13 protein-coding genes and 1 tRNA gene are annotated in these 22,071 nt (G+C 41.4%); 8 read left to right on the top strand and 6 right to left on the bottom strand.

Features of this window, described 5'->3' with window-relative positions:
* Positions 1–35: 35 nt before the first annotated feature.
* The 3 genes from PP181_RS00220 to rfbD all read left to right on the top strand — a co-directional run bounded on the left by PP181_RS00220 (position 36) and on the right by rfbD (position 3,743).
* Entirely contained in the window at positions 36–1,811 is a 1,776-nt protein-coding gene (locus PP181_RS00220; RefSeq protein WP_272635523.1) for a MutS-related protein, read from the top strand.
* 507 nt (positions 1,812–2,318) lie between these two features.
* A complete protein-coding gene (rfbC, locus tag PP181_RS00215) occupies positions 2,319–2,867 on the top strand; it encodes a dTDP-4-dehydrorhamnose 3,5-epimerase (RefSeq protein WP_272635522.1) in 549 nt (182 codons plus the stop codon).
* A gap of 9 nt (positions 2,868–2,876) precedes the next feature.
* Positions 2,877–3,743, top strand: coding sequence for a dTDP-4-dehydrorhamnose reductase (gene rfbD / locus PP181_RS00210; RefSeq protein ID WP_272635521.1), 867 nt, complete (start codon positions 2,877–2,879; stop codon positions 3,741–3,743).
* 34 nt (positions 3,744–3,777) lie between these two features.
* On the opposite strand, the gene tamL is transcribed toward rfbD, so the two are convergent.
* From tamL to PP181_RS00185, 5 genes are all read right to left on the bottom strand, one after another.
* Positions 3,778–6,099, bottom strand: coding sequence for a translocation and assembly module lipoprotein TamL (gene tamL, locus PP181_RS00205; protein WP_330072445.1), 2,322 nt, complete (start codon positions 6,097–6,099; stop codon positions 3,778–3,780).
* A gap of 3 nt (positions 6,100–6,102) precedes the next feature.
* Positions 6,103–11,079 carry a translocation/assembly module TamB domain-containing protein gene (locus PP181_RS00200; protein WP_272635520.1) on the bottom strand — a complete coding sequence of 1,659 codons (4,977 nt, stop codon included), beginning with the start codon at positions 11,077–11,079 and terminating at the stop codon, positions 6,103–6,105.
* A gap of 407 nt (positions 11,080–11,486) precedes the next feature.
* On the bottom strand, positions 11,487–12,587 hold the full coding sequence (locus PP181_RS00195; RefSeq protein ID WP_272635519.1) for a DUF4407 domain-containing protein: 1,101 nt from the start codon (positions 12,585–12,587) through the stop codon (positions 11,487–11,489).
* A 113-nt stretch (positions 12,588–12,700) separates the two neighbouring features.
* The gene (locus PP181_RS00190; protein WP_272635518.1) at positions 12,701–15,010 is read right to left on the bottom strand and encodes a M56 family metallopeptidase; all 2,310 of its coding nucleotides are present in this window, start codon (positions 15,008–15,010) and stop codon (positions 12,701–12,703) included.
* Between the two features lies 1 nt (position 15,011).
* Positions 15,012–15,377, bottom strand: a complete 366-nt coding sequence (locus PP181_RS00185; protein WP_154917266.1) for a BlaI/MecI/CopY family transcriptional regulator — start codon at positions 15,375–15,377, stop codon at positions 15,012–15,014.
* Between the two features lie 155 nt (positions 15,378–15,532).
* On the opposite strand from PP181_RS00185, the gene PP181_RS00180 reads away from it, so the two are divergent.
* Both PP181_RS00180 and PP181_RS00175 read left to right on the top strand, forming a co-directional pair.
* Entirely contained in the window at positions 15,533–16,735 is a 1,203-nt protein-coding gene (locus tag PP181_RS00180; RefSeq protein WP_272635517.1) for an NAD(P)/FAD-dependent oxidoreductase, read from the top strand.
* 91 nt (positions 16,736–16,826) lie between these two features.
* Positions 16,827–17,405 carry a PhnA domain-containing protein gene (locus tag PP181_RS00175; protein WP_272635516.1) on the top strand — a complete coding sequence of 193 codons (579 nt, stop codon included), beginning with the start codon at positions 16,827–16,829 and terminating at the stop codon, positions 17,403–17,405.
* Between the two features lie 92 nt (positions 17,406–17,497).
* Here the strand turns inward: PP181_RS00175 and PP181_RS00170 are convergent, their stop codons facing one another.
* The gene (locus PP181_RS00170) at positions 17,498–18,892 is read right to left on the bottom strand and encodes a dipeptidase (protein ID WP_272635515.1); all 1,395 of its coding nucleotides are present in this window, start codon (positions 18,890–18,892) and stop codon (positions 17,498–17,500) included.
* Positions 18,893–19,094: 202 nt separating this feature from the next.
* Between PP181_RS00170 and PP181_RS00165 the strand changes: the two genes are divergently transcribed.
* The 3 genes from PP181_RS00165 (at position 19,095) to PP181_RS00155 (ending at position 21,780) form a co-directional block, all read left to right on the top strand.
* Positions 19,095–19,176 (top strand) — tRNA-Leu (locus tag PP181_RS00165).
* 393 nt (positions 19,177–19,569) lie between these two features.
* Positions 19,570–21,357 carry a ParB/RepB/Spo0J family partition protein gene (locus PP181_RS00160; RefSeq protein WP_272635514.1) on the top strand — a complete coding sequence of 596 codons (1,788 nt, stop codon included), beginning with the start codon at positions 19,570–19,572 and terminating at the stop codon, positions 21,355–21,357.
* Positions 21,358–21,618: 261 nt separating this feature from the next.
* Positions 21,619–21,780: a hypothetical protein gene (locus PP181_RS00155; RefSeq protein WP_272635513.1), complete on the top strand. Its 162-nt coding sequence runs from the start codon at positions 21,619–21,621 to the stop codon at positions 21,778–21,780.
* The last annotated feature ends 291 nt before the right edge of the window (positions 21,781–22,071 follow it).

Raw genomic sequence — 22,071 nt, 5'->3', positions numbered from 1 at the left:
CTACTTTTGTTGAAACTTCAGAAGTAAGCAATGGCATGAGGAATCCCCTATCTTTTTATCAGGATGAAATAAAATCGTACCAGGGGCTATTGGAAACGGTAAAGTCACAATTGCTCGCCTCCAGCACCGTTCGTTTGGTCGTTTTCATACTTGCGGTTGTTGGTGTTTATTTTTTATATGGGAATACCAGAATGGTCCTGGTAGTTTTGGTCGTTGCCATCGTCATTTTTCTTTATTTGGTCTCTAGGCATACCGATTTACAGTATAAAAGGGACAAGCTCAAAAGATTGATCGCTATCAATGAAACCGAGATCCAGGTTTTAAACAGGGACTATAAAAACCTTCCAACAGGAGATGAATTTAAGGACGATACCCATTTTTATAGTCAGGATATTGATCTATTTGGCAGGGGTTCCTTTTTTCAGTATCTGAACAGAAGCATCCTTCCGGAAGGCGGCCTACTCTTAGCTTCCATACTAAAGGAAAACACTGTGGACCGAATTGAAGCAAAACAAGAGTCAATGAAGGAATTGGCTCAAATCCCCAAATGGCGACAGGATTTTGCCGCCACCGCGGCGTTGTCGAAGTCGGAAGTAACTACCCAAACGGCATTGCACTGGATAACCAGTTACAGGCCCTTTGTTCCGGGTGTTATGCGATTTTTACCGTGGCTGTACACCGGAGGCAGTATTCTGTTTTTTGGCCTGTTGCTTATGGGTTTTCTACCTACTTCGGTATTGTTCTACTGGTTGTTGTTGGGGCTATTGATAACAGGTGCCTTTACCAAAAAAATGACCAAACTCGTTTCAGGCACAAGTAAGATCCAATCTTTATTCGAACGCTATAATCGTTTGCTGTCGGCCATCGAATCGCAAAAATTCGAGTCGGCCCTACTGAAGGAAAAACAGGCAGGAATACAAAGCCATGGCAAAAAGAACTCCGTAGTGCTAAGGGAATTCGCCGGTTTATTGTCGGATTTGGACCAAAACAACAATCTATTATACCTTATTTTTGGAAACGGCTTGTTTCTAAGAGGCCTGTATACGGCATATAAGGTTGAAAAATGGATTTCTGAGCACAAAGAATCCATGGGTATTTGGTTCGATTGTATCGCCTTTTTCGATGCCCATAATAGCTTGGCGAATTTTGTCTTTAACCATCCGGGATATACCTTTCCAATTCTTAAGGAAAACGGAATATGCATTAAATCCAAGCAGGCCGGGCATCCTTTGCTGGACCCCAAGAAATGTGTACGAAACGATTACGAAATAGGGCAAACCGATTTCTTTATCATCACGGGGGCCAATATGGCCGGCAAAAGTACCTTTTTGAGAACGGTTTCCTTACAGATTGTGATGGCGAATATTGGACTTCCTGTATGTGCGGCATCCATGGAATACAGTCCCATAAAACTGATCACCAGTATGCGTACATCAGATTCCCTTACGGATGACGCCTCCTACTTCTTTTCAGAATTGAAAAGGCTAAAGTTCATTGTGGACGAAATAAAAAAGGATCGTTATTTCGTTGTCTTGGACGAGATTCTCAAAGGCACCAATAGTACGGATAAGGCCGCAGGCTCAAGGAAGTTCGTGGAGCGTTTGGTATCTTCGGGTGCTGCGGGGATCATTGCCACCCATGACCTAAGCTTGTGCGAGGTGGCCCAGAAACTATCAAAGGTTAAAAACTACTATTTTGATGCGGAGATTGTGAATGACGAACTTCATTTTGACTATATCTTCAAAAAGGGTATCTGCCAGAACATGAACGCCTCTTTTTTATTAAGGAAAATGGATATCATAGGCGAGTAGCCAATACCTTGTTTATATATCCAAACTTAGTGATTGCAGATTCTCCTATTTAAACTTTTTTAATTAAGATCATAATCTAAGGTAATTTACCATTCGTCTACAGTAATTTGGGGTTTCATCTTGAGAGTCCTCATGTTCTCATTGCACGACTTTATATTTGTTTCATAATTAAATACAAACTATTATGAATAAGCGAAGTAAACTCAAAAAATCCCTGGGCTATTTAGAAATATCAAAATCACATTGTATTTATCAGATTTGTGATGTTAGTATCAACAGAAAGGAAATAATTCTAAGCACCCTAACTACCATAGCTCCTTAAAGTAAAACTACCATAGGTAGTTTCCCCCGAATCTTTCAAAAGCCGATATCCCTATCGGCTTATTTTTTTAGTTGAGGTTTACGTTTGGCATATTTCAAAACCAACTTCCCAAAAAGTAAGTATCTTGCACGTGTGAAATTTAGAAGAAGCAAACTTACTGTACATTTCATTGGCTGAAAGTGTAGATGCAAATTAAAGAAACAAACATAAAGGACTGTTATGAATTGGAACCTAGGGTCTTTGAAGATCAAAGGGGGTATTTCTTCGAGAGTTTTAATCAAAAAAGGTATGCTGAGCTTACAGGCTTTATGGTGAATTTTGTTCAGGACAATCAATCATTTTCCACAAAAGGGGTGTTGCGCGGGCTGCATTATCAAAAAGGTGAAAGTGCCCAGGCAAAACTGGTAAGGGTGCTTCAGGGAAAGGTGTTGGACGTGGCGGTGGACATCCGAAAGGATTCCCCAACGTATGGAAACGTATTCAAAACGATTTTATCCTCAGAAAATTATAGACATCTTTTTATCCCAAGGGGATGTGCACATGGTTTTGTTACCCTTAGTGATACGGCAACCTTCTTTTACAAGTGTGATAATTACTACGACCCAAAGGCCGAGGCGGGAATCATCTATAATGATCCTAACCTGAATATCGATTGGGAATTATCCGATAGCGAACTTGTCATTTCCGAGAAAGATCAAATACTTCCTCAATTCAAGGATTTGGTAATCCATTAAGCCCTATAGATGCAGCGTAAAAAAAGAGTATTGGTGACCGGAAGTTCGGGTCAGTTGGGAACAACCTTACAAAAATTGGTTCAACCGATTGATAAGAGCATTGAATTTGAATTCGCTAATTCGAAGGATTTGGATATTACGAACCTAGAGGCAGTCACGGAATTTTTAAATAAGTACAGCTTTGATTATTGTGTCAATTGTGCTGCTTATACCCAAGTGGACAAAGCAGAGGAGGATTCGGAAAGAGCCTTGCTCATAAATCAGCAGGGTGCCCAAAATCTAGCAAAAGCCTGCCATGCATACAACATTGTTTTAATACACATTTCTACGGATTTTGTTTTCGATGGCACAAAAAATACTCCCTACTTGGAAACTGATAGACCTCGTCCAATGGGTATTTATGGACATTCCAAATTCAAGGGCGAACAGGAGGTAGTAAGGAATATGGAGCGATATTTTATCATACGTACTTCTTGGTTGTATTCGGCATATGGTCATAACTTCTTTAAGTCCATGCTCAAATATGGTATGGAACGGGATCAGTTATCGGTCGTTTTCGATCAAGTGGGCACGCCCACATCGGCACATGATCTATCCGAAGTAATTCTAAAAATCATTTCGGAGGAAATAGACGCGTATGGAATCTATCACTTTAGCAATGAAGGCGTGGCCAGTTGGTACGATTTTGCGGCGGCCATCTTCGAAATCAACCATATTGAGGTAGACCTAAGACCCATCCGTTCCAAAGACTATCCAACGCCAGCTGAGCGACCCAGCTATAGTGTTTTGGACAAAAGCAAAATCAAGCATGTATTGCATTTGCGCATACGACATTGGAGAAGAAGTCTTGCAGAGGTATCCAAATTTATGGAATAGTCCTTATAGCCTTGTAGGTGCCAAAGAGCAACTCCTAAAAAGGGTATCCAATAGCAAAATTCAGTGTCATTCTGTTCCCTTTATCCCCAAAAAATGGAATATTCCATCGGTCGTTTTCTGGTCGGTAAGGAATGCGAAACGGTGATGCCAAGTCCAAACGAATTACAAAGTTTTGAATGTCGACCCGCGCTCCAAATCCAAATCCGGCAGCTACTTCACTAATCCAATCGGATTCAAATTTCCCATCAGTAAACAACGAATTGGAAGCTGCACTTTGTTGTTGGTCCGCTTCTAAATCCTCATAGCTTCCGGTCAACCAAACATTTCCCGCATCAACAAAGAAAGCACCTTTTAGATAGGATACTATTGGGAACCGATACTCCAAATTTGCTTCTAGCACCAGGTTTCCGGACCTATCGAAATAATCGGTAGTGGCATCTTCTTGTTGGGCATTAAAATTCCCGGGACCTAGGGATCGAATGTTAAAGGCCCTGACACTATAGGGCCCTCCAGAAAAAAACTGTTTTACAAAAGGTAAGGTTTCGCTATTGCCATAGGGTACGCCCCACCCTGCATAGACACGCGATACCAAGGTTTGATCATTGCCCCAACGCAAATAAAACCTAAAGTCCGCATCTAACTTCGCATATTGCGCATATTCCGAACCTATAATGGTGCCCGAGCCACCATCGATTAAACTGAAAAGATTTCCTGCAATATCCAGGTTGGTGGAGAAGAATATTGGGTAGTCTTTTTCCAAATCAGAAACTTCATCATAGGTAAATCCATATAACAATCCGGCGATGAACCTTTGCTCAAAACTGCGTCTTAAAAAGGGGTTGTCATCCAGGATTTCCTGAAAATCCTCCGTGACGTTCGTTAATCTCGCATAGCTCAGGCTTACGGGGTCCAATTGATGGTACACATACCTGTTCTCCTTCCAGGTATAACCAAAGGACCCGTTGATGGAGCTCAAGGTGAACAGCTGACTACGTCTCAAGTAATCGATACCAGCAGAAATTTTTGTTTTAGGCACGGAATATCTAAAGTTTTTTGGGGAAAAGGGAATGGATCTGGGGAATATTAGGTCTCCCTTGACCCCCCAGGCAATGCTGCTCAGACTTGAATTGTTTCCTGAAGATAGCTGCGATTCATAGGAAAAATTCGTGGATAAACTAAGTGTTTCGCCTCCCTTGAACAAATTTCTGTTACTATAGGTCAGTTGTATTCCGGGTCCGGTAAAACCATTGGATTTGGTTACGGCCTGCACCTCTGCCCGAATGGAACGTTTCGTTAATGGGGCCAAATAAATATCGGCAGCAAGGGAACCCCCGTCACCATCGGTCATGGTAGTGTCCAGTTCTGTATATTGGATATTCACATATTTGTAACTGCCCAATGAAGAAAGCCTATTGCTGGTAATCTTAGAGGTATTGGCATCATATAGATCACCTTCCTTAAAGAGTAAGTAGGTTTCCAATAATTCGGGTCTAAAGTAGAATTCGTTTTGGATAAAATCAGTTCCGTTTACGGTGGTTTTCTTTTGGTTAGAAACGGGTATGGTGTCGCCTTCTATAGAATAATTCGGGAAAACGGTAATGGAGTCTATAGTGAATGGAATGGCTGATTTTTTAGGGACTTCTTTTTTAAGTCTAAGGAACAGGTCGAATTTTCTGTTATTGTATTGGTTGGTATCCGCCTCAAAAATCAAAAGATTGGCTTGGCTGTTGTAATACCCTTTCTGCTTCAGGCCATTGTCAAGCCTTTCCCGTTCCGCTTTTAACAGGTCAAGGTCGAATCTGTCTTCCTTTTTTAAAGGGGTTTCTACAATTAGCTTTTTCAACTCCCTATAAATAGGGAGCGAATCCCTATCCAATTGATATTTCCCGAGGGTGTAGGGTTCTTGAATGGAAATACCATAATTGACCGAAGCCTTTTTATTCCCTATGATGGCTTCTGAGCTTGATCTACTGTAAAAGAAACCGTTATTGTCCAGTCGGTTCAATAAGAGCTCCTCTACTTGTTCCGGATTTATTTCAGAGAAGTATACAGGTTCTTCTCCAAAAGAATTGTTTAGGAATTTATATATAAAACCTGGACGCTCCCTTTGAGCCTTATAATAAAAAAAAAGTGCTGGTTTCATACCTAGAAACTTGGTATTTGGGTTAGGGGTTATTAAAGTTGTTAATTCCCTCTCGATATTTTTAAGGTCCCTAATGTCACCAATGGTATCCACTTTTAAAGTGGCACCCGTATATAGTTTTTCTCCTTCAGGAATGAACTTCTCAACACTACAGGCGGAGAGGAACATTACCAATAGGGGGAAGAGCGCGTATTTTACGTGGAACGTTTTCAAAGTCTAGTTCTCCTTTTTTTGGTTGTCATTTTCCTCTATATTGTCTTCTGTTTTTACCTTGACCGGGCTAAATAGTTGACTGAATTTATTAAACTCCCTATCGAAGATAAATGCAAGTCCGGTCACGATTAATTGTCCATCAATGATATTTTGATATTCTTGTCTTCTAAACCCTTTTAAGCGGTAGGTTCCCTTTTCGGATAAAAGATATTCAAGCATTACATTACCGATGACCGGAGTGGAAGTGTCTGAATTGGCGGCACTGCCCTCCACATCCAAGGCGCTTCCGGCCGTAACAATTAGGCGGTCATTGAATAATTTTTTACTTGCATTGACATTCAGTTGGGTTCTGTTCCGGTAGCCGTTTCCTTGATAATCCTGAAAACTGTCCAGGTCAAAATCAAGTTCAAAACCACTGTTTCCCAATATTTTGTTCGAAATCGTGTTCAGTTCGCTGGACAATACCTTGTTGACATTGTTTCTTGCCAAGGCAATGGCGCCCCCATTACTTCCATCACTACCGGAGGTGGGATAAAAACGATTCAGGGCCAGGAGGGAGAATACCTGTTTGTTCAATTCAGATTCCTGCTCGTTCAATTGTTGTATGCGCCCATACACCGCTCCACCGTAGGAACCCTGTGCATTTTCGGGCATATCGAGGGCAAAGGAGAGCTCGGGAGTGGTTATTTCCCCACCTACATTCAGATATACTAGAAAAGTGGATGATCTTTGATATTGCCCCGAAATTCCAGTATCCTGACCAAAACTGATAGATGACATTAAGGGTGCAGCCGATGTTTCCAGTTCGTAGATGGCCGTTACATTCAATTTTGCATTGTATGGGTCACCAGACCAGGTGACACTACTCCCCTCATTGATGGTAAACTCCCTGCTAACCAAATTGTACAAACTGGTCCTGTAAAAACCTGAATTGAGTTCCAACCTTCCTGATAATCGAATATCTTGATTGGGATCAATGTTTAGGCTTAAACTGGCATTGCCGGAGGCTTGTAATTTGTCTTGGGTCTTTTCATCCAGCACAATCGTAAAAACAGCATCGTCTAAAATCTCCAAGGTGGTATTGATGTCCATTCCGGAAAAGACGGAGCTGGCCGTCTCCCCGGTATTTCTCGTCAATATAGCATCCGGGTTTTCTCGATTTACAAAGATGACCACACCTTCCCTTTCCTGAATTTCGTATTGTGTTTGAGGTACCAAATAGGTAAGGTCCGTAGCGTAACCTATACTCAGGGAGCCATCAATAACCGGTAGTTCCAAATCTCCTGTAATTTCTAGGTCGGTATCGATTACGGCAGACCCATACACCAATTCGTTATCTCCTTTTTCCGAATTCAAGGCTGTAAAGTTTTTGGCCTTTACGGTAAGTTGAAAACCTGGATTTAAGAGGTTGTCCGTGGTAATCGCTCCATCCAATAGTAGGCTGCCTTGGTTGGAGTCATTTATACGAAAGGAGTTGAGGGCGATTTCTTCTTCGTTCAGATCCAACTGTTGGCCATTTATTTTGAGATCGGTTTTAAAGGCAGATAGTGTAAGACCCACATCATTGAATTTGATCCTACCCGAATACTCTGGCTCGGTTAGTGAACCGTTGACCAATAAACTTCCAGATATATTTCCTGAAGGGTTTGAGAGTTCATCGGCATAAAAACCTTGTACAATAGCAGTCTCCAATTTTTGTATGTCCAGCTCCAAGTTTAAATCGGCGCCGTTCTGTGTTGCCGCATAATCCCCCGTAAGGCGTACATTGGCACCACCATCTTTTAATAGTAAGTCGATATCATAATCCGATAGCGATTTTGAGGAGGCATTTAAGCTGAGGGTCCCTAACGGGTTTTGTAGCAACCGAAATTGGTCTATATTGAGTTCAGACACCAAACCGGATGCCCCGTACGGATTTAAAATGACAAAGTTGCCATCCACGATGCCCTTGGCCAAGGATTCTTCTGGATTGAAAAGGCTTAAAAAGGTCTGTAGCTGGAAGTTTTCAAATTGGATGCCGATATGGTCCGATGACATTTCAGGAATTTGGGTTGATACCTCCAATTTTTGACTGTTTCTGGAGAGTAATACGTTTTTAAATTGGGAGTACGAGTTCGCTAAGAGTATGACATTGTCCTCTGGAATGTCCCATGGTTTTTTGTTCAATACGAGATTTTTTGGAGACACATGAAGCCGAACCGTATCACGTTGGAAAACAAGTTCCGATGCAACGTGCATTACCGTAGTGCTATCGTCTACCGAACTAAAATCCAAGACCAGTTCCTTGTTTTTAAGACTGCCCTCCAAATACGTCTTTTTTAAAAGAACCGGTTGGTAATCAAGTTCAGAAACCCCGGCCATGAATTTAAAATCCTGGGAGTCGCCCTCCAAATCCACCCGGAGGCTATCTATCGTGCTCCCTGCATAGGAGACCCTGGGGACGATGACCTGACCGGATATTTCCTTGGTAAACGAATCGAACTTAGCATCAATGGTCAGGGAATCCAGTTCTTGTATACCATCAAAAAACACCTTTGAAATTATGGGGGTAGGTGCAAGTGCCAAGTCCAGGGTGGCTTTAACACTGTCCAACTCCATGGTCGTTAGGGAATCCGAACTGAAATAGGTTTCAAATTGGTTTTTTAAAGCGGCTGTGATTCTGGCAGGGGAGGCGTTTGAAAATAGTCCTCCGTTAATAAAACCGCTCTTTATTTTTACATCCGTAATAGAATCTTCTACATGGGCATTGATGTTGAGCGGCGCAATTTGATATTGTTGGTTGTCCGTTACCGCAATTCCATTGTCGATGGTGGTTTCAAGGCTGAAATTATTCGAAAGCCCGGTATAGGAGCCCTCCATATTGGCGGCTAGTTTAATATCCTTTCTGGTAAGGCCCAATGCCCTTAAGTCCGCCCCTATTAAATTGGCATTGAAGTTTACGGAATTGGTTGCTGCTTTTAAATCAATTGTTGCCGTGGATTTGAAATTAAGATTCCTGTCCTGCATTTCAAGGGACGCACCACCTGTTCCATTACTAATTTCCCCATTGATAAGAATATCTTTATACGCATAGTCATGAAATTCCACCATCGGGATTTGACCATCAATTTTAGAATTTAGGTTGGAAAGGTTTGTTCCGGACCCGCTGGCGTTTAGATGTAGTGATAGCAATCCCAACTGCGGATTTTTCAAGATTTTACCCAGATGGAGACTATCGGTTTTTAGGGTGCCATCAAAACTTTGAGTCGTATCAAAACGTGCATTACCATCCAGATGGACGAATCCTTCAGGGATTGAAAGTTGTAAATGCGTTTCTAAGGATTTTAATGTGCCTTTCGCATTCCCTATAAGTGCTATGGATTCTGAAATTTCAATTCCCAATTCTTTGTCCGATACGAGCTTATAAACATCCGTGTTTATCGTATTTAGGTTAATATCGTTCAAATTATAGCTAAATTCAATTTCATCCGTGATAGCACTGGCCTCCCCTTGAATGTAAAGATGTGTATTGGGACCCCAATGTATTTCCGACTGAAATCGGTCAATCCTTTTCACGTTTCCGAATACCTCTAGGTTCCCTGTAATATTGTGCTGCGATAGGGAATCCAAATATCGGTTGTGTTGGAGTTGTGGAAGGAATTTTTGAACATCCTTGGTGGCAATGGATACATCCGTAATACTGGCGTTTAGGTTGGAGTTGGACGTGTTGACCAACGCCTGCTCTAAGCTTTCATATTCCATCTCAAAATTTGCACGAGCTTTACTCTGATTGAAGGAAACAGATAAATCTTTTAGAGAGGACGCTTTGTCAGATACCTGCACATTGAAACCCAATTGTTTAAGGACCATTCCACTGGCTTCCTTAAAAGCTGTTTCATCCAAGATTAGTTCGAAAATTTTAGGCTTATAATTGAAATCTCGCGCAAGGAACGTCATCTCTTGAAAGTTGAGATTGTTCGGGTTGAAAGTGGTTTCGTTTGTATGGGCGTCCGGTCTGGAAAAATGGACTTCATTATTCTTTAGGCGGATATTGTTCGCGGAAAGTTCCATTTCGGGCCACTTGAAGGAAGTGTTCTGTGTCTGGGTGGTATCCACGGACTGATTAAGGGTGAGGGCTATTGATGAATCTTCAACAATGAAGTCCTCCACAGTGAATATAGATTCGGAAAGGTTCACATTCGCTTCCGTGATGTTAAAATGGTTTAGTTTTCCAGAGGTTGCAATACTATCGGGAGAGGAAGAATATTCATACGTTACGTTGTCAAGTAACAATTGGTCGACGTTTATTTTGGGTAATGGACTTGAATTAGGTTCGTCGCTTTCCGGAAAAGCATGTGCTTGGTTATAGGTTATTTGGGTATTTCCAAGTTCAAAATCGACAACACTAAAAATCATCGTTTCCAAATCGAATTCCTCCATATCGGTTTCTAAGGTTCCCAAGGAAAGATGTACGTAGGTCCCCAAATAGTCGTCCTCGTAGTCCACTTTCCAGTCGGAAAGGGAAAAATTACCCAAGCTAATTTCCATAGGTTCCGAGGACTGTGTGGAATCGGTCGGCGTCGAAAAAGCATCGATTATAAAGGAAAAATTGAATCGGTCCCTCTCAGAACCTCTATGGATATTGGCAATAATACCATCCGCAGAAACATCGTCGATGGAAAGTCGGTTCTTAAAAAGCAGTGGATAGAGGGGTAGATCCAATTGAAGTTCCTTTGCAAAGAGTAAAGTATCCCCTTGGATATCCTCCAAATAAATACCCTTGGTTTTTAAGTCTCCTGCAAATGTGATGAATACTCGTTCTATGGCTACTTTTGTACCTGTCTTACCGGAAACATAATCCGTTAGTTGCGTAACGATATAGTTTTGTGCCCATGGTGTTCTAAGAACCAAAACCAAAAGAACGAACAAGGCTAAAAGGGCAAGAAAAATCTTTCCTACCGATTTAAGAATGCGTTTGCGGTTCCATTTTTTGTTTTCCATAGGTCGTTAAAAAAGGAGATAAATAGGCGATTGGCCCTTGGCCATTTTATAAGGTATTCACCAAAATCGCGGTAATAATTACAAGCAGAAGGGAAATTATAATTACCAGATTGTATACCCTCCTCTTTTTCTGCTTTTGTTCCTTTAATGTACCCATTAAGCGCAAAGGTAGGTTGATATCTTCAAAAGGTGATGCTGTTATGAAATAAAGAGTGTCTCTTTTACTTGTAGTTAGATAGAGGAACGCCCACCTCTATCACGCTGGTTTGAAGGCTTAAAATTCAATAGTCCAGGCCGAAATAGCAGGGAAATTGTGGTTTGTCCTTTATAGGATATCCAGGAAGAATATCTTACATTTTAGGAAATCTAAACTTAAGTGGCTTAGGAAATCTTAACTTAATTGGTCTTTAGAGGTTTTTAACCTGAACCTCGTGGAATTTATCGGCCTGGAGGCGTAAGAGTTCCTCGGCTTTTTGTTTTTTGTACCCGTAAAGTTCCTCTTCTCCTTTTAAATCTTCGTAGATTTTTTGGTTGAGTTCCCCGTCCGTGGAAACAATGAGTTGACGCTGTGCCACCTTTTGGGCCACCCAAGAGGAAAGGATACTTTCCTGTTCTTCCAATTTTACATCGTACTCACCTTTGGGAGCCAGTAACTTGGCAATGATGGGAGAGGTTTCAATGGCAAGGAACAAAAGAAAGATGAAAAAGGAGGGAAACCAAGGTAGTTCACCTAAGGCATTGATACGGGCCATGAGTCCGTCAAAACCGTCTATGATGGGTTGGGTGTTCTGTACTACTTCTGCATATTCCGAATTAAGATCGGTTATTTGGTTTTCCAAACCGACAATCTTTTCACCGATGCTGGTTTTTAATTGTTGTAATTCGGCCAAGGAAGCATCGTGTTTCTCGCGTTTTTCCTTGTAGACTGGTCCTTTTCCGAGAAGACCCGTACCGGCTGTTCCCTCAGCTTCGTTGATATAGATATCATAGAGGGCGTTTGTTTCGGCTTCCTTTGCCGCTATTTCCGATTTTAGATTGGCGATATCCTGGTTCAATTGCTCCACTTTGGGCGTGTACTGTAAAGCAAGTTGTTCCTTGTTGGCCAAGGTAAGTTCGTTTTTCTGCTCCAAAAGCACCTGATTGATTTCCTTCTCAAAAATTTTCATTTCAAGCGGTTTGGAAATGACAACCGCGATGATGATGGCCAAAATAATCCTTGGGGTGGCCTGCAGCAATTCCTGTGAAAAATTGTTCCTTTTTTTTAGGGTGGAAACGATGAATCTGTCCAGATTAAAAATCAAAAGCCCCCAAATAAGCCCGAAAAATGCAGCGGCATACACACTGTCAAATACCGTATATAACGCGTAGCTACTGGCAATAAAGGCCATGACGGCCGTAAAGAATACGGTGGCGCCAATACCGGCGTATTTGTTCTGCTCGCCTTTGGAGCAGGTTTTTAAAATTTCGGAATCCGCTCCGGAACAGAGGATAAAAAAGTTTTGTAGCATGATGATTTGTTTTTTGATTGATTAAAGCCTTACCTGTTAGAACGTAGTTTACCAAAGTTTGTTACATAAAAAGCCCCTTGGAAGGGGCTTTTAACAGTATTTGTGAGTTCTTTTTAGTTCTTTAGATGGTTTGGGTCGACCGACAGCTTTACCAATGTTTTTTCATTCGTGGATTCCCTTGGGTCGATATTTATCTTGTCATTTTTTTTTACGACCTCCAGAGCTTTTTCGGCGGAAATGGGTGTGCCGTTGAGCATAAAGTCGGCTCCTTCTTTGGCCAACTTCTCAATGCTTTCAACGGGGGAGATAGGGTTTGGCGGAGGTGGTGGCGTTGCTATATTGGGTTCGCTCATCTTAATATAGGTTGGGATCGGTTGAGACTCCGGTAGTTCCGACCGATGAACCAGTATGGTCTTGCCAACCACATCATACGGATCCTGGGTGTCAATAATGCTTTCTATTTGGTTCACTGCATACTCTGTATCCGAAACATTTTTGGGAGGTTCGGGAGCTTTGGGAGCCGGAGGCGGTGGGGGAAAATTTGGAAAAGGTTCCGCATCCGCCTGCTGTTTTTTGGACATTTTGCCATACAGTTCCTTTAGGCGTTTTATTTCCTTGTTTTTGATGACCATACGGTTACGGTCCATTTCATTGTACTTTTTGGCCAATGCGTTGTATTCCTTCATTTCCTCACGGGTGGCGCTCTGCTGAACTCGAGAAAATTGTTCATCCTCCGGGCCTAAAATATTGATGGTGGCTACACCATATTCAACAAGTATTCGTTCGACTTTTTGAACCACTTCTTTAGGTGCTTTGGTATCGACATATATTTTAGAAGCTACAATCTTTCTTCTTTGCTCAACGGATAAATGTGGATTGATTTTCGTAAGGAACTTTGTTAACGCCTCCAAAGCAACCAAATCTTCTTGGACCAATAATTGACCTTTATTATTGATGTTGACAGAAATCTGTTTAACGGTATGCTGAATTGTTGTGTTGGTTTTTGGTAAACATTCAGGAAAGGGTTGCGCTTCCCTTTTCTGCACCTCGCTCATTTTACTGTAAATGGTCTCTAGAGTTTTTAAATCATTCAATGGAATTTTTCGTTTTTCAATAGGAATGACATTGTATTTTGTGGCCAAGGCATTGTATTTTTCAATTTCCTGCCTTTCTGGATAATCATTTTCAATGGTAAAAGGGGTATTTCCCTTTTCACGCATAACTTCTTGATTTGGTGCAACTATGCGGTAAAATCCATAATCCAAAAGCGAATTATACACGAACCAAACTTCGCTATTTGGAATGTCCTGTGAGGAGGTTAAATGGATGTTTAAGATTTTGTTTCTTATATCTGCATCGATATCAGTATTGAACTGATTTACAATGGATAAAAAATTATTTTTATTCACCGCGATATCTTCAACAAGGTAATTACCATTCCCCAAAATTTCTATGCTTAGGCTTCTTGCGTAATGTTCAGAAGAAGTGTCCGATGATGAACTTTTTGGAATATAAACTTCCTTACTGTTGCTAAATGCAAGAAGTAATAATACGGTTAATGGGAGCAATAGAAAACTCCTGAGTACAATTGATTTTTTTGATGTGTTTGTTTTCATGACTGTAAAACGTTTTTTAATGCTTCGACTACGCTCGGCACGGGTTGATGAATAAACTATAGCGTTCGCTATTTTGATGGATGAATGGTGGTTTTCACTCGCCTTTGTTAAAAAGGAAAGTAGAAGATGTTGGTATTTTGGTATGCTAGTATCGTTCTTGACGACGGCACTATCCGCCAAGAATTCATGATTCAGCTTTATGGCCGATTTTAACAGGTAAATAAGGGGATTGAACCAAAGGAGTACTTGGGCCAGCTCTACCAAAATAATGTCCAAACTATGCCATTGGTTGGCATGGGTTTCCTCATGTAACAATACTTCTTGTGGAATTTGGTCCGTTTCGTAAGCGGTCTTGTTCAAGAAAATATAGCTAAAAAAGGTGTGAGGAGGTAGTTTTGGTATCAATAAGACCCTTGTTGTAAGACGTGTCCTTAATTTTGGGTTTTTACGAATACGCCACCAAAGTTGTCCTAAATGAAGCAGAAACTGAATCCCGAATATGGTTACGCCAAACAAGTATATACTACAGAGAACGGTTTCCCAATTCATTTTTTCAGTCTGGATTTTTGATGGGGCATCGGTAAGGACGGGATTGGCCTCTCGAGGTGTTGCTTTAAGCAGGTCGGTATTTGTGGGAATCGCAACGTATTCGGTAAAAACGATGGTAGGTATCAGTAAAGAAGCCACTAAGGCACCCAGTAGGTAGGCCCTTTTAAAGTGGTGCATGCTTTCCTTTTCCAACAAAAGCTTGTAAAAGAGGAGAAAAATGGCCAAACAGGCGGTGAATTTTGAAAGAAACAACAGCATATCACTTCTTTTTTATTTCGTCGTCTATCAATTTTTTCAATTCTTCCAGTTCCGTTTTGCTGAGATTGGTTTCTTGCGCAAAAAAGGAGGCAAACTGACTGGCGCTGTCGTTGAAGAAGTTCTTGATCAGTCCGTTTACGTGTTTGGAAAAATAATCCTTCTTTTTTACCAAGGGATAATATTCCCGACTCCTTCCGTAACTGTTGTAGGCCACAAACCCCTTGTCCGCCATACGCTTTAAAAGAGTCGCCACCGTGGTGGTAGCCGGTTTTGGTTCCGGATACGCCTCCAGTAGGTCTTTCATGAAGGCCTTTTTGAGTTTCCATACGATGTTCATGAGCTCTTCTTCGGATTTTGACAACTGCATTTTTTCTACAGGTTAGGGTTTCTTCTACAAATATAGAATAAAATATTTTATTCTACAAATGTAGAATATCGGTTTTGTGAAATCTTTTGGAAACTGATAGTTGTCATAAAATCGGCCTATGCACCATTTTACCTTTGAACTATAAATCACGAACAATGACCACAACTGTAGTAATAGGTGGAAATTTCGCCGGAATGACCGCCGCCCTCGAACTTAAAAGAAAGGGGAAAAAGGAACAAAAGGTAATCGTAATCGATAAATCGCCCCTCTTTTTATTTATCCCGTCCTTAATTTGGGTGCCCTTTGGGAGACGGAATATAAAAGATATATCCTTTAGGAAAGATAAGATACTTCAAAAGAAGGGGGTGGAATTTGTACATGCCGAAGCGCTTCGTGTAGACCCCCAAGCCCAAAAGCTAAAAACCACCAAAGGGGAAATCGGTTATGACCAGTTGGTCATTGCTACGGGACCCAAGGTCGATTTTGATGTCGCACCGGGCGTTCTGGAGCATGCCCATTACATAGGAACCCCAGACGGTGCCATGAAGACCCGCAAGGCTTTGGAGGAATTCAAAAAGAATCCTGGTCCTATTGTCATAGGGGCCACCCAAAACGCAGGTTGTATGGGTGCTGCCTATGAGTTCTTGTTCAATATAGAGAAATGGTTGCGGGAAGAGAACATTCGCAAGAAGGTCGACCTACATTGGATAACCCCTGAAACCTATTTGGGACATTTTGGCATTGACGGTATGCCCGGAGCCGAAACCATGTTGAAGTCCTTTATGAAGATGTTCAATATCCACTACCATACCGAGGTCGGCGTTGCCGAGGTACAAAAGAATGCCGTGGTTTTAAGCGACGGAAAGGTGTTGAAAAGTAGTTTTACCATGCTGATGCCTCCTTTCAAAGGGGTTGATTTTGTACTAAACTCACCGGAGCTCCAACCAACGGCCACAGGCTATCTTCCCGTTGGCGAGGACTATAGACATGCCGTTTATCAAAATATTTGGGCAGCCGGTATCGCCGTAGATGTCAAGTTGCCGTTTGAACCAGGAAAAATCCCTTTTTCCGGACCCAAAACGGGGTATCCATCGGATGAAACCGGAAAAATTGTTGCCGAAAACATCATAAGGACCCTATCGGGCAAGAGCAAACTAAGGAAAAAGGCATGGGGCAAAATCCCGGGAATCTGTGTCATGGACGCCGGTAAAAAGGAGGTCATCATTTTGAGCGATCACCTGTTCAAGCCTCGCAATTTTGCCATCATGATTCCCAACGTACTGTACGATTTCAACAAGGTACTTTTTGAAAAATATTTTCTTTGGAAGACCAGAAAGGGCTATTCCTTTTTACCGTAGTATCGTTTTTTGAGCCTTTATTGCGATATAGATTTTGGGAATCGGCAATAGTGAACGAATTGGTGTATGTTTGCCGATAAATATTTTGAAAATGGGGTTATTGGAAGATTTACAAGACCGAAGTGGCAAAGTGTGCGAGTTTTGCGGCAGTGCCGATACCTTATCCATCTACGAAGTACCACCGGTTTCTACAGGCGGATTTGATGGCAGCGTATTGGCGTGCAGTACCTGTATTGGCCAAATTGAAAATCCAGATACGACCGATGCCAACCATTGGCGTTGTCTCAACGATAGTATGTGGAGCGAGCACGATGCGGTCAAAGTAGTGGCTTGGCGCATGCTGTCCCGATTAAAATCTGAAGGATGGCCTCAGGATTTGTTGGATATGCTGTATTTGGAACCGGAGACCTTGGAATGGGCCAAGGCCACGGGAGAGGGCGTTTTGGAAGCCGATAAAATCGTCCATAGGGATGCCAACGGAGCCATTTTGGAGAACGGGGATTCCGTGGTGTTGATTAAGGACCTAAAAGTTAAAGGTTCCAGTATGGTGGCCAAACAGGGTACGGCCGTTCGTAGAATTTCCTTGGACCATGAAAATGCCGAATATATAGAGGGCAGAGTAGATGGTCAGCAAATCGTCATCATTACGAAGTACGTGAAGAAGGTCTGATTAAGTTAAAAGTTAATAGTTAAAAGAGTTTTTTTGCTAACTGCTAACTGCTAACTGCTAACTGCTAACTGCTAACTGCTAACTGCTAACTGCTAACTGCTCTTTTTCATTTCCGTAAAATATTCATAGAAGTAGGGTATGGTCTCAATGCCTTTTAAATAGTTCCAAACCCCAAAATGTTCGTTGGGGGAGTGGATGGCGTCACTGTCGAGGCCGAAACCCATTAGGATTGTTTTACTATCCAATTCTTTTTCGAAAAGCGAAACGATTGGGATACTTCCACCACCGCGTTGCGGTATCGGCTTTTTGCCAAAGGTAGTTTCATAGGCTTTGGAGGCGGCCTGATAGCCATCAGTATCTATCGGTGTTACGTAGCCTTGACCCCCATGATGCGGTTTCACTTTCACTTTTACCCCTTTAGGAGCTATGGACTCAAAATGACGTTTGAAGAGCTCCGTAATCTCCCTCCAATCCTGATTGGGCACCAATCGCATGGATATTTTCGCGTAGGCTTTACTCGCAATGACCGTTTTGGCACCTTCGCCAATGTATCCACCCCAAATACCGTTCACGTCCAAGGTAGGCCTAATGGAGTTTCGTTCATTAGTGGTATATCCTTTTTCACCGTAGACGGAATCGATATCCAACGCTTTTTGATACGCCTCCAAAGAAAAGGGGGCTTTGGCCATTTCGGCGCGTTCTTCATCTGAAAGTTCCTGAACCTTATCGTAAAATCCCGGAATGGTAATATGATTGTTCCCATCATGTAGACTGGCGATCATCTTGGCGAGTATATTGATGGGATTGGCTACGGCACCGCCGTAGAGACCTGAATGCAAATCGCGGTTAGGCCCTGTGACTTCTACCTCCACATAGCTTAACCCACGAAGTCCCGTGGTAATGGAAGGCACATCATTGGCAATCATTCCGGTATCGGAAATAAGGATTATGTCGTTTTTTAGTTTTTCCTTGTTTTGCGAAACATAGGTAGATAAATTGTTACTGCCCACTTCTTCTTCCCCTTCGATCATAAATTTTACATTGCAGGGCAATTGATTCGTTTTGACCATAAATTCCAGAGCCTTGACGTGCATGAACATTTGGCCTTTATCATCACAGGTGCCCCGGGCAAAAATGGCACCTTCAGGATGGAGTTCCGTTTTCTTGATGACAGGTTCAAACGGAGGGGAGTTCCATAGATCCATGGGGTCTGGAGGTTGCACATCATAGTGTCCGTAAACCAGTACGGTGGGTAAATTGGTGTTTAGTATCTTTTCACCATACACAATGGGGTAGCCGTCCGTTTCATGAATTTCCACCAAATCACAACCGGCCTTTTCCAAGGCTTTTTTTACCGCTTTGGCAGTATCCAATACGTCTTGGGAGAAGGCGGAATCGGCACTGATGGAAGGAATTTTTAAAAGCTCAATAAGTTCCTGTAGGAATCTGTCTTTGTGTTGGGCAATATATTCTTTTACGTTTTGCATGTATGTGTTTTGAATAATCGATTTAAAAATACAAAAAGCTGGAATTTAAAGATTGATTATTTAGAGAATTGAAAATTTACTTTATATTTGCATCCCGAATAATTCGACAGTGGTCGGATGGGAAATGCAGGCGTGGTGGAATTGGTAGACACGCTAGACTTAGGATTTAACCAAGTATAGGTTCTTAAAATATTGTTAAAATGCGGGCGTGGTGGAATTGGTAGACACGTCAGACTTAGGATCTGATGCCGCGAGGTGTGGGAGTTCGAGTCTCCCCGCCCGTACAAAAGCCGAAGAGAAATCTTCGGCTTTTTCATTTTAAAAATGCGGCTTTTCTTCACGATTTTTGACCTTGGGTACAACATAGGTACAACATTTTGTCTTTTTTCAGAACCGAATTGGCTTTAATACTATATCCTTTCATTTGATACCAAATACAATTTTCTTTATTGAGAATTAATAAATTTTAGGTTAGCTCAACCTTCGTTCTTCGTTAGAGGGGTTTATTATCATACAATATACACGCAAGGTAAACTCGTAAAATACTTCCATCAAAAGACTACGGCATAAAGCCAACACTTCTTCCACTACTCATTTATTCCGTTTCCTTTTGAGCCAAGATTTTATCTTCCGTTTGGTTTCTGCTCAAATATTGTTTAATCAAAAATTTGAGTATTATGACAACAAAAGCTAGTACCACAAAGAAGCGCAGTAGAGCGAAATCTACTGCTAAGAATGAAGTAAACGGAAAGAAAACATCCGTACTTCAAATTCAGAACTTACCATTGGGTAAAATCAAGCCTGACCTTGAACAGCCGAGAAAGACCTTTAACGAAAATGCGTTAAAGCAGCTTTCTGAGAGTATCGAAAAGCACGGTGTGTTGCAACCAATCACGGTAAGACAACTAAATGGCCATTACGTCATTGTAATGGGCGAACGTCGATATCGTGCGAGCAAGCTTGCAGGAAAAAAGACCGTACCCTGTATCGTTAGGACTTATGAGAATAATGATGTTCTGGAAGTTCAAATCATTGAGAACCTGCAAAGACAGGATGTCGAGCCTACCGAAGAAGCCGAGGCGATTGCTTACCTAAGCGAGAAATACGCACCTACTGAAATCGCCAAGCGATTAGGTAGAACAGATAACTTCATCAGACAGCGACTTAAACTGGCTGGATTGATTGACGGTTTCAAGCACTTTGTCCGCAATGGCGAAATGACCATTTCCTTAGGTGTTGGTATAGCACTCTTCGAGCCGGAAGAACAGCAGATGATGTTGGAAACGATGGGCAAGGATTTTAATGCGCACCAAATAAATAGGATGATTAAAGACCAGACCTATGACTTGGAAAAAGCATCTTTTGATGTTAGCGATAAAAAATTGGTTCCGAAAGCTGGGTCCTGTGTGGAATGTCCATTCAATGCAGCCAATCAAGGTAATTTGTTTGGCGATGGTAAAATGGTCTGTACGAAAGCAGCCTGTTTTGAAACCAAGAAAAGCAAATCATTCTTGAAGCTGATTGAAAAATCCAAGAAAGAGAACATCTTATTGATTCCTGAAATACGACAGTATTGGGCAGATGATGAAAACAATCAGCTAATTATATCACAATTAGAAAAGAAGGGATTGAAAGTCTATCTACTGGATGATGTTGAAATTATAGAGCATCCGATTGAGCCAACAATCCAGGATATTAAGATAGAATATCAACACTATGATTATTCTGAAGAACGATTGAAAGCTGAACTTGAAGAAGCAAAACAGGACTATGATGAAGAATTTGTGAAATATAATTCAGCAAAAGAAGATGGGTTTAAAAATGGTATTGTGTTCCATCCCGATTCATTCCAGCACAAGGAAATCTTTGTAAAGATTGTTGAAAAATCCAAGAACGATTCTACGGAATATTCGGCACCATTGGCCAACAGAAAAATGGCAGATTGTACACCCGAAGAACAAATCGTAAAAATCAACGAAAGGGAAATCCGGAAGAAGCAAATCGAGAACAACAAGCAGTTTGAAGAAGTTGTGCAGATGATTCGTGAGACGAAATACATCGATACAAAGAAGACACTTTCCACAGATGAAATGGTCGCATTCTCGATATCGCTTTTTGAAAACAATGTGGACTATATGAGCCAACAGAAGTATTTCTCAAAATTCTTGGGCGACACTTCAAAGATGACCAAAGTTGAAATGGTAGAGAATTTCAAGAAGAAGTTCAAAAAGGAAATCTTTCACAAGTTGATACGCTATATGCTCACAAAGCAAGTTCATTTTGGCGAAAGCAATCACGTCAACAACTTGACGAACATTTCATTCTACAGCGCAATGCAAGGATATTACATATCCAAGATTGCCGGCATTGAGAAAGAATATGCCGAAAAGAGAGACAAGCGTGAAGCACGTTTGAAAGAGCGCATCACAGTTCTCGAAAAGCAAATTGAGGAACTCAACGATTAGCTTTTGTTGTTTGAAGAAGGGTCGGCATTCGTGCTGGCCCTTTTTCTTTTTTATGATAGTTTTTTAAAAGATGTATTTACAAGGAAGGGGTTATCAATCAATAGTTAGCGCAAAGTAAAACTCGTAAAATACACCCATCAAAAGACTACGGCATAAAACCAACGCAACATCCTACGCTTATTTATTCCGTTTCCTTTTGAGCTGAGATTTTATCTTCCGTTTGGGTACTGCTCAAATATTGTTTAATCAAAATATATCATTATGAAACGAGTATCTAAAAAACCTAAAATTTCGCTACAAGAAGCTGAAAAGCATTATCAGTCGAGTAGAGAAAATTACCAAGTTGATAGTGGCGAAAGTCTCTTGGCTTATTACAGGGATAAGCATCCCAACTATTACCGAGTATTATCAGAAAATGTTTAATTAAAAATCACAATTATGAAATGTAAAAACTGCAAATCCTCGGAAGCGTTAATCGACAATGACGCAATGTATAGTAGTCATCTCTGTATTGACTGCGGATACTATTACAAGGAAGATGGCCAAGAAGAAATTGAAATTTTGCCTTTCTGCTTATTGGTAATTGACGACGTACTATATCAGCCAATTGCAGCAATGAAAGCGCTGTTGAACATACTTAGAATTTACCGAGCGAAGAAAGGGCGGAATAAGATTGTCCTTAGAAAATTCTTTACTGAAACATCAACATTCAAG

This window comes from Maribacter sp. PR66 (assembly GCF_028464205.1).
GTDB lineage: Bacteria > Bacteroidota > Bacteroidia > Flavobacteriales > Flavobacteriaceae > Maribacter > Maribacter flavus.
This window is presented reverse-complemented; position numbering and strand designations above follow the sequence as displayed.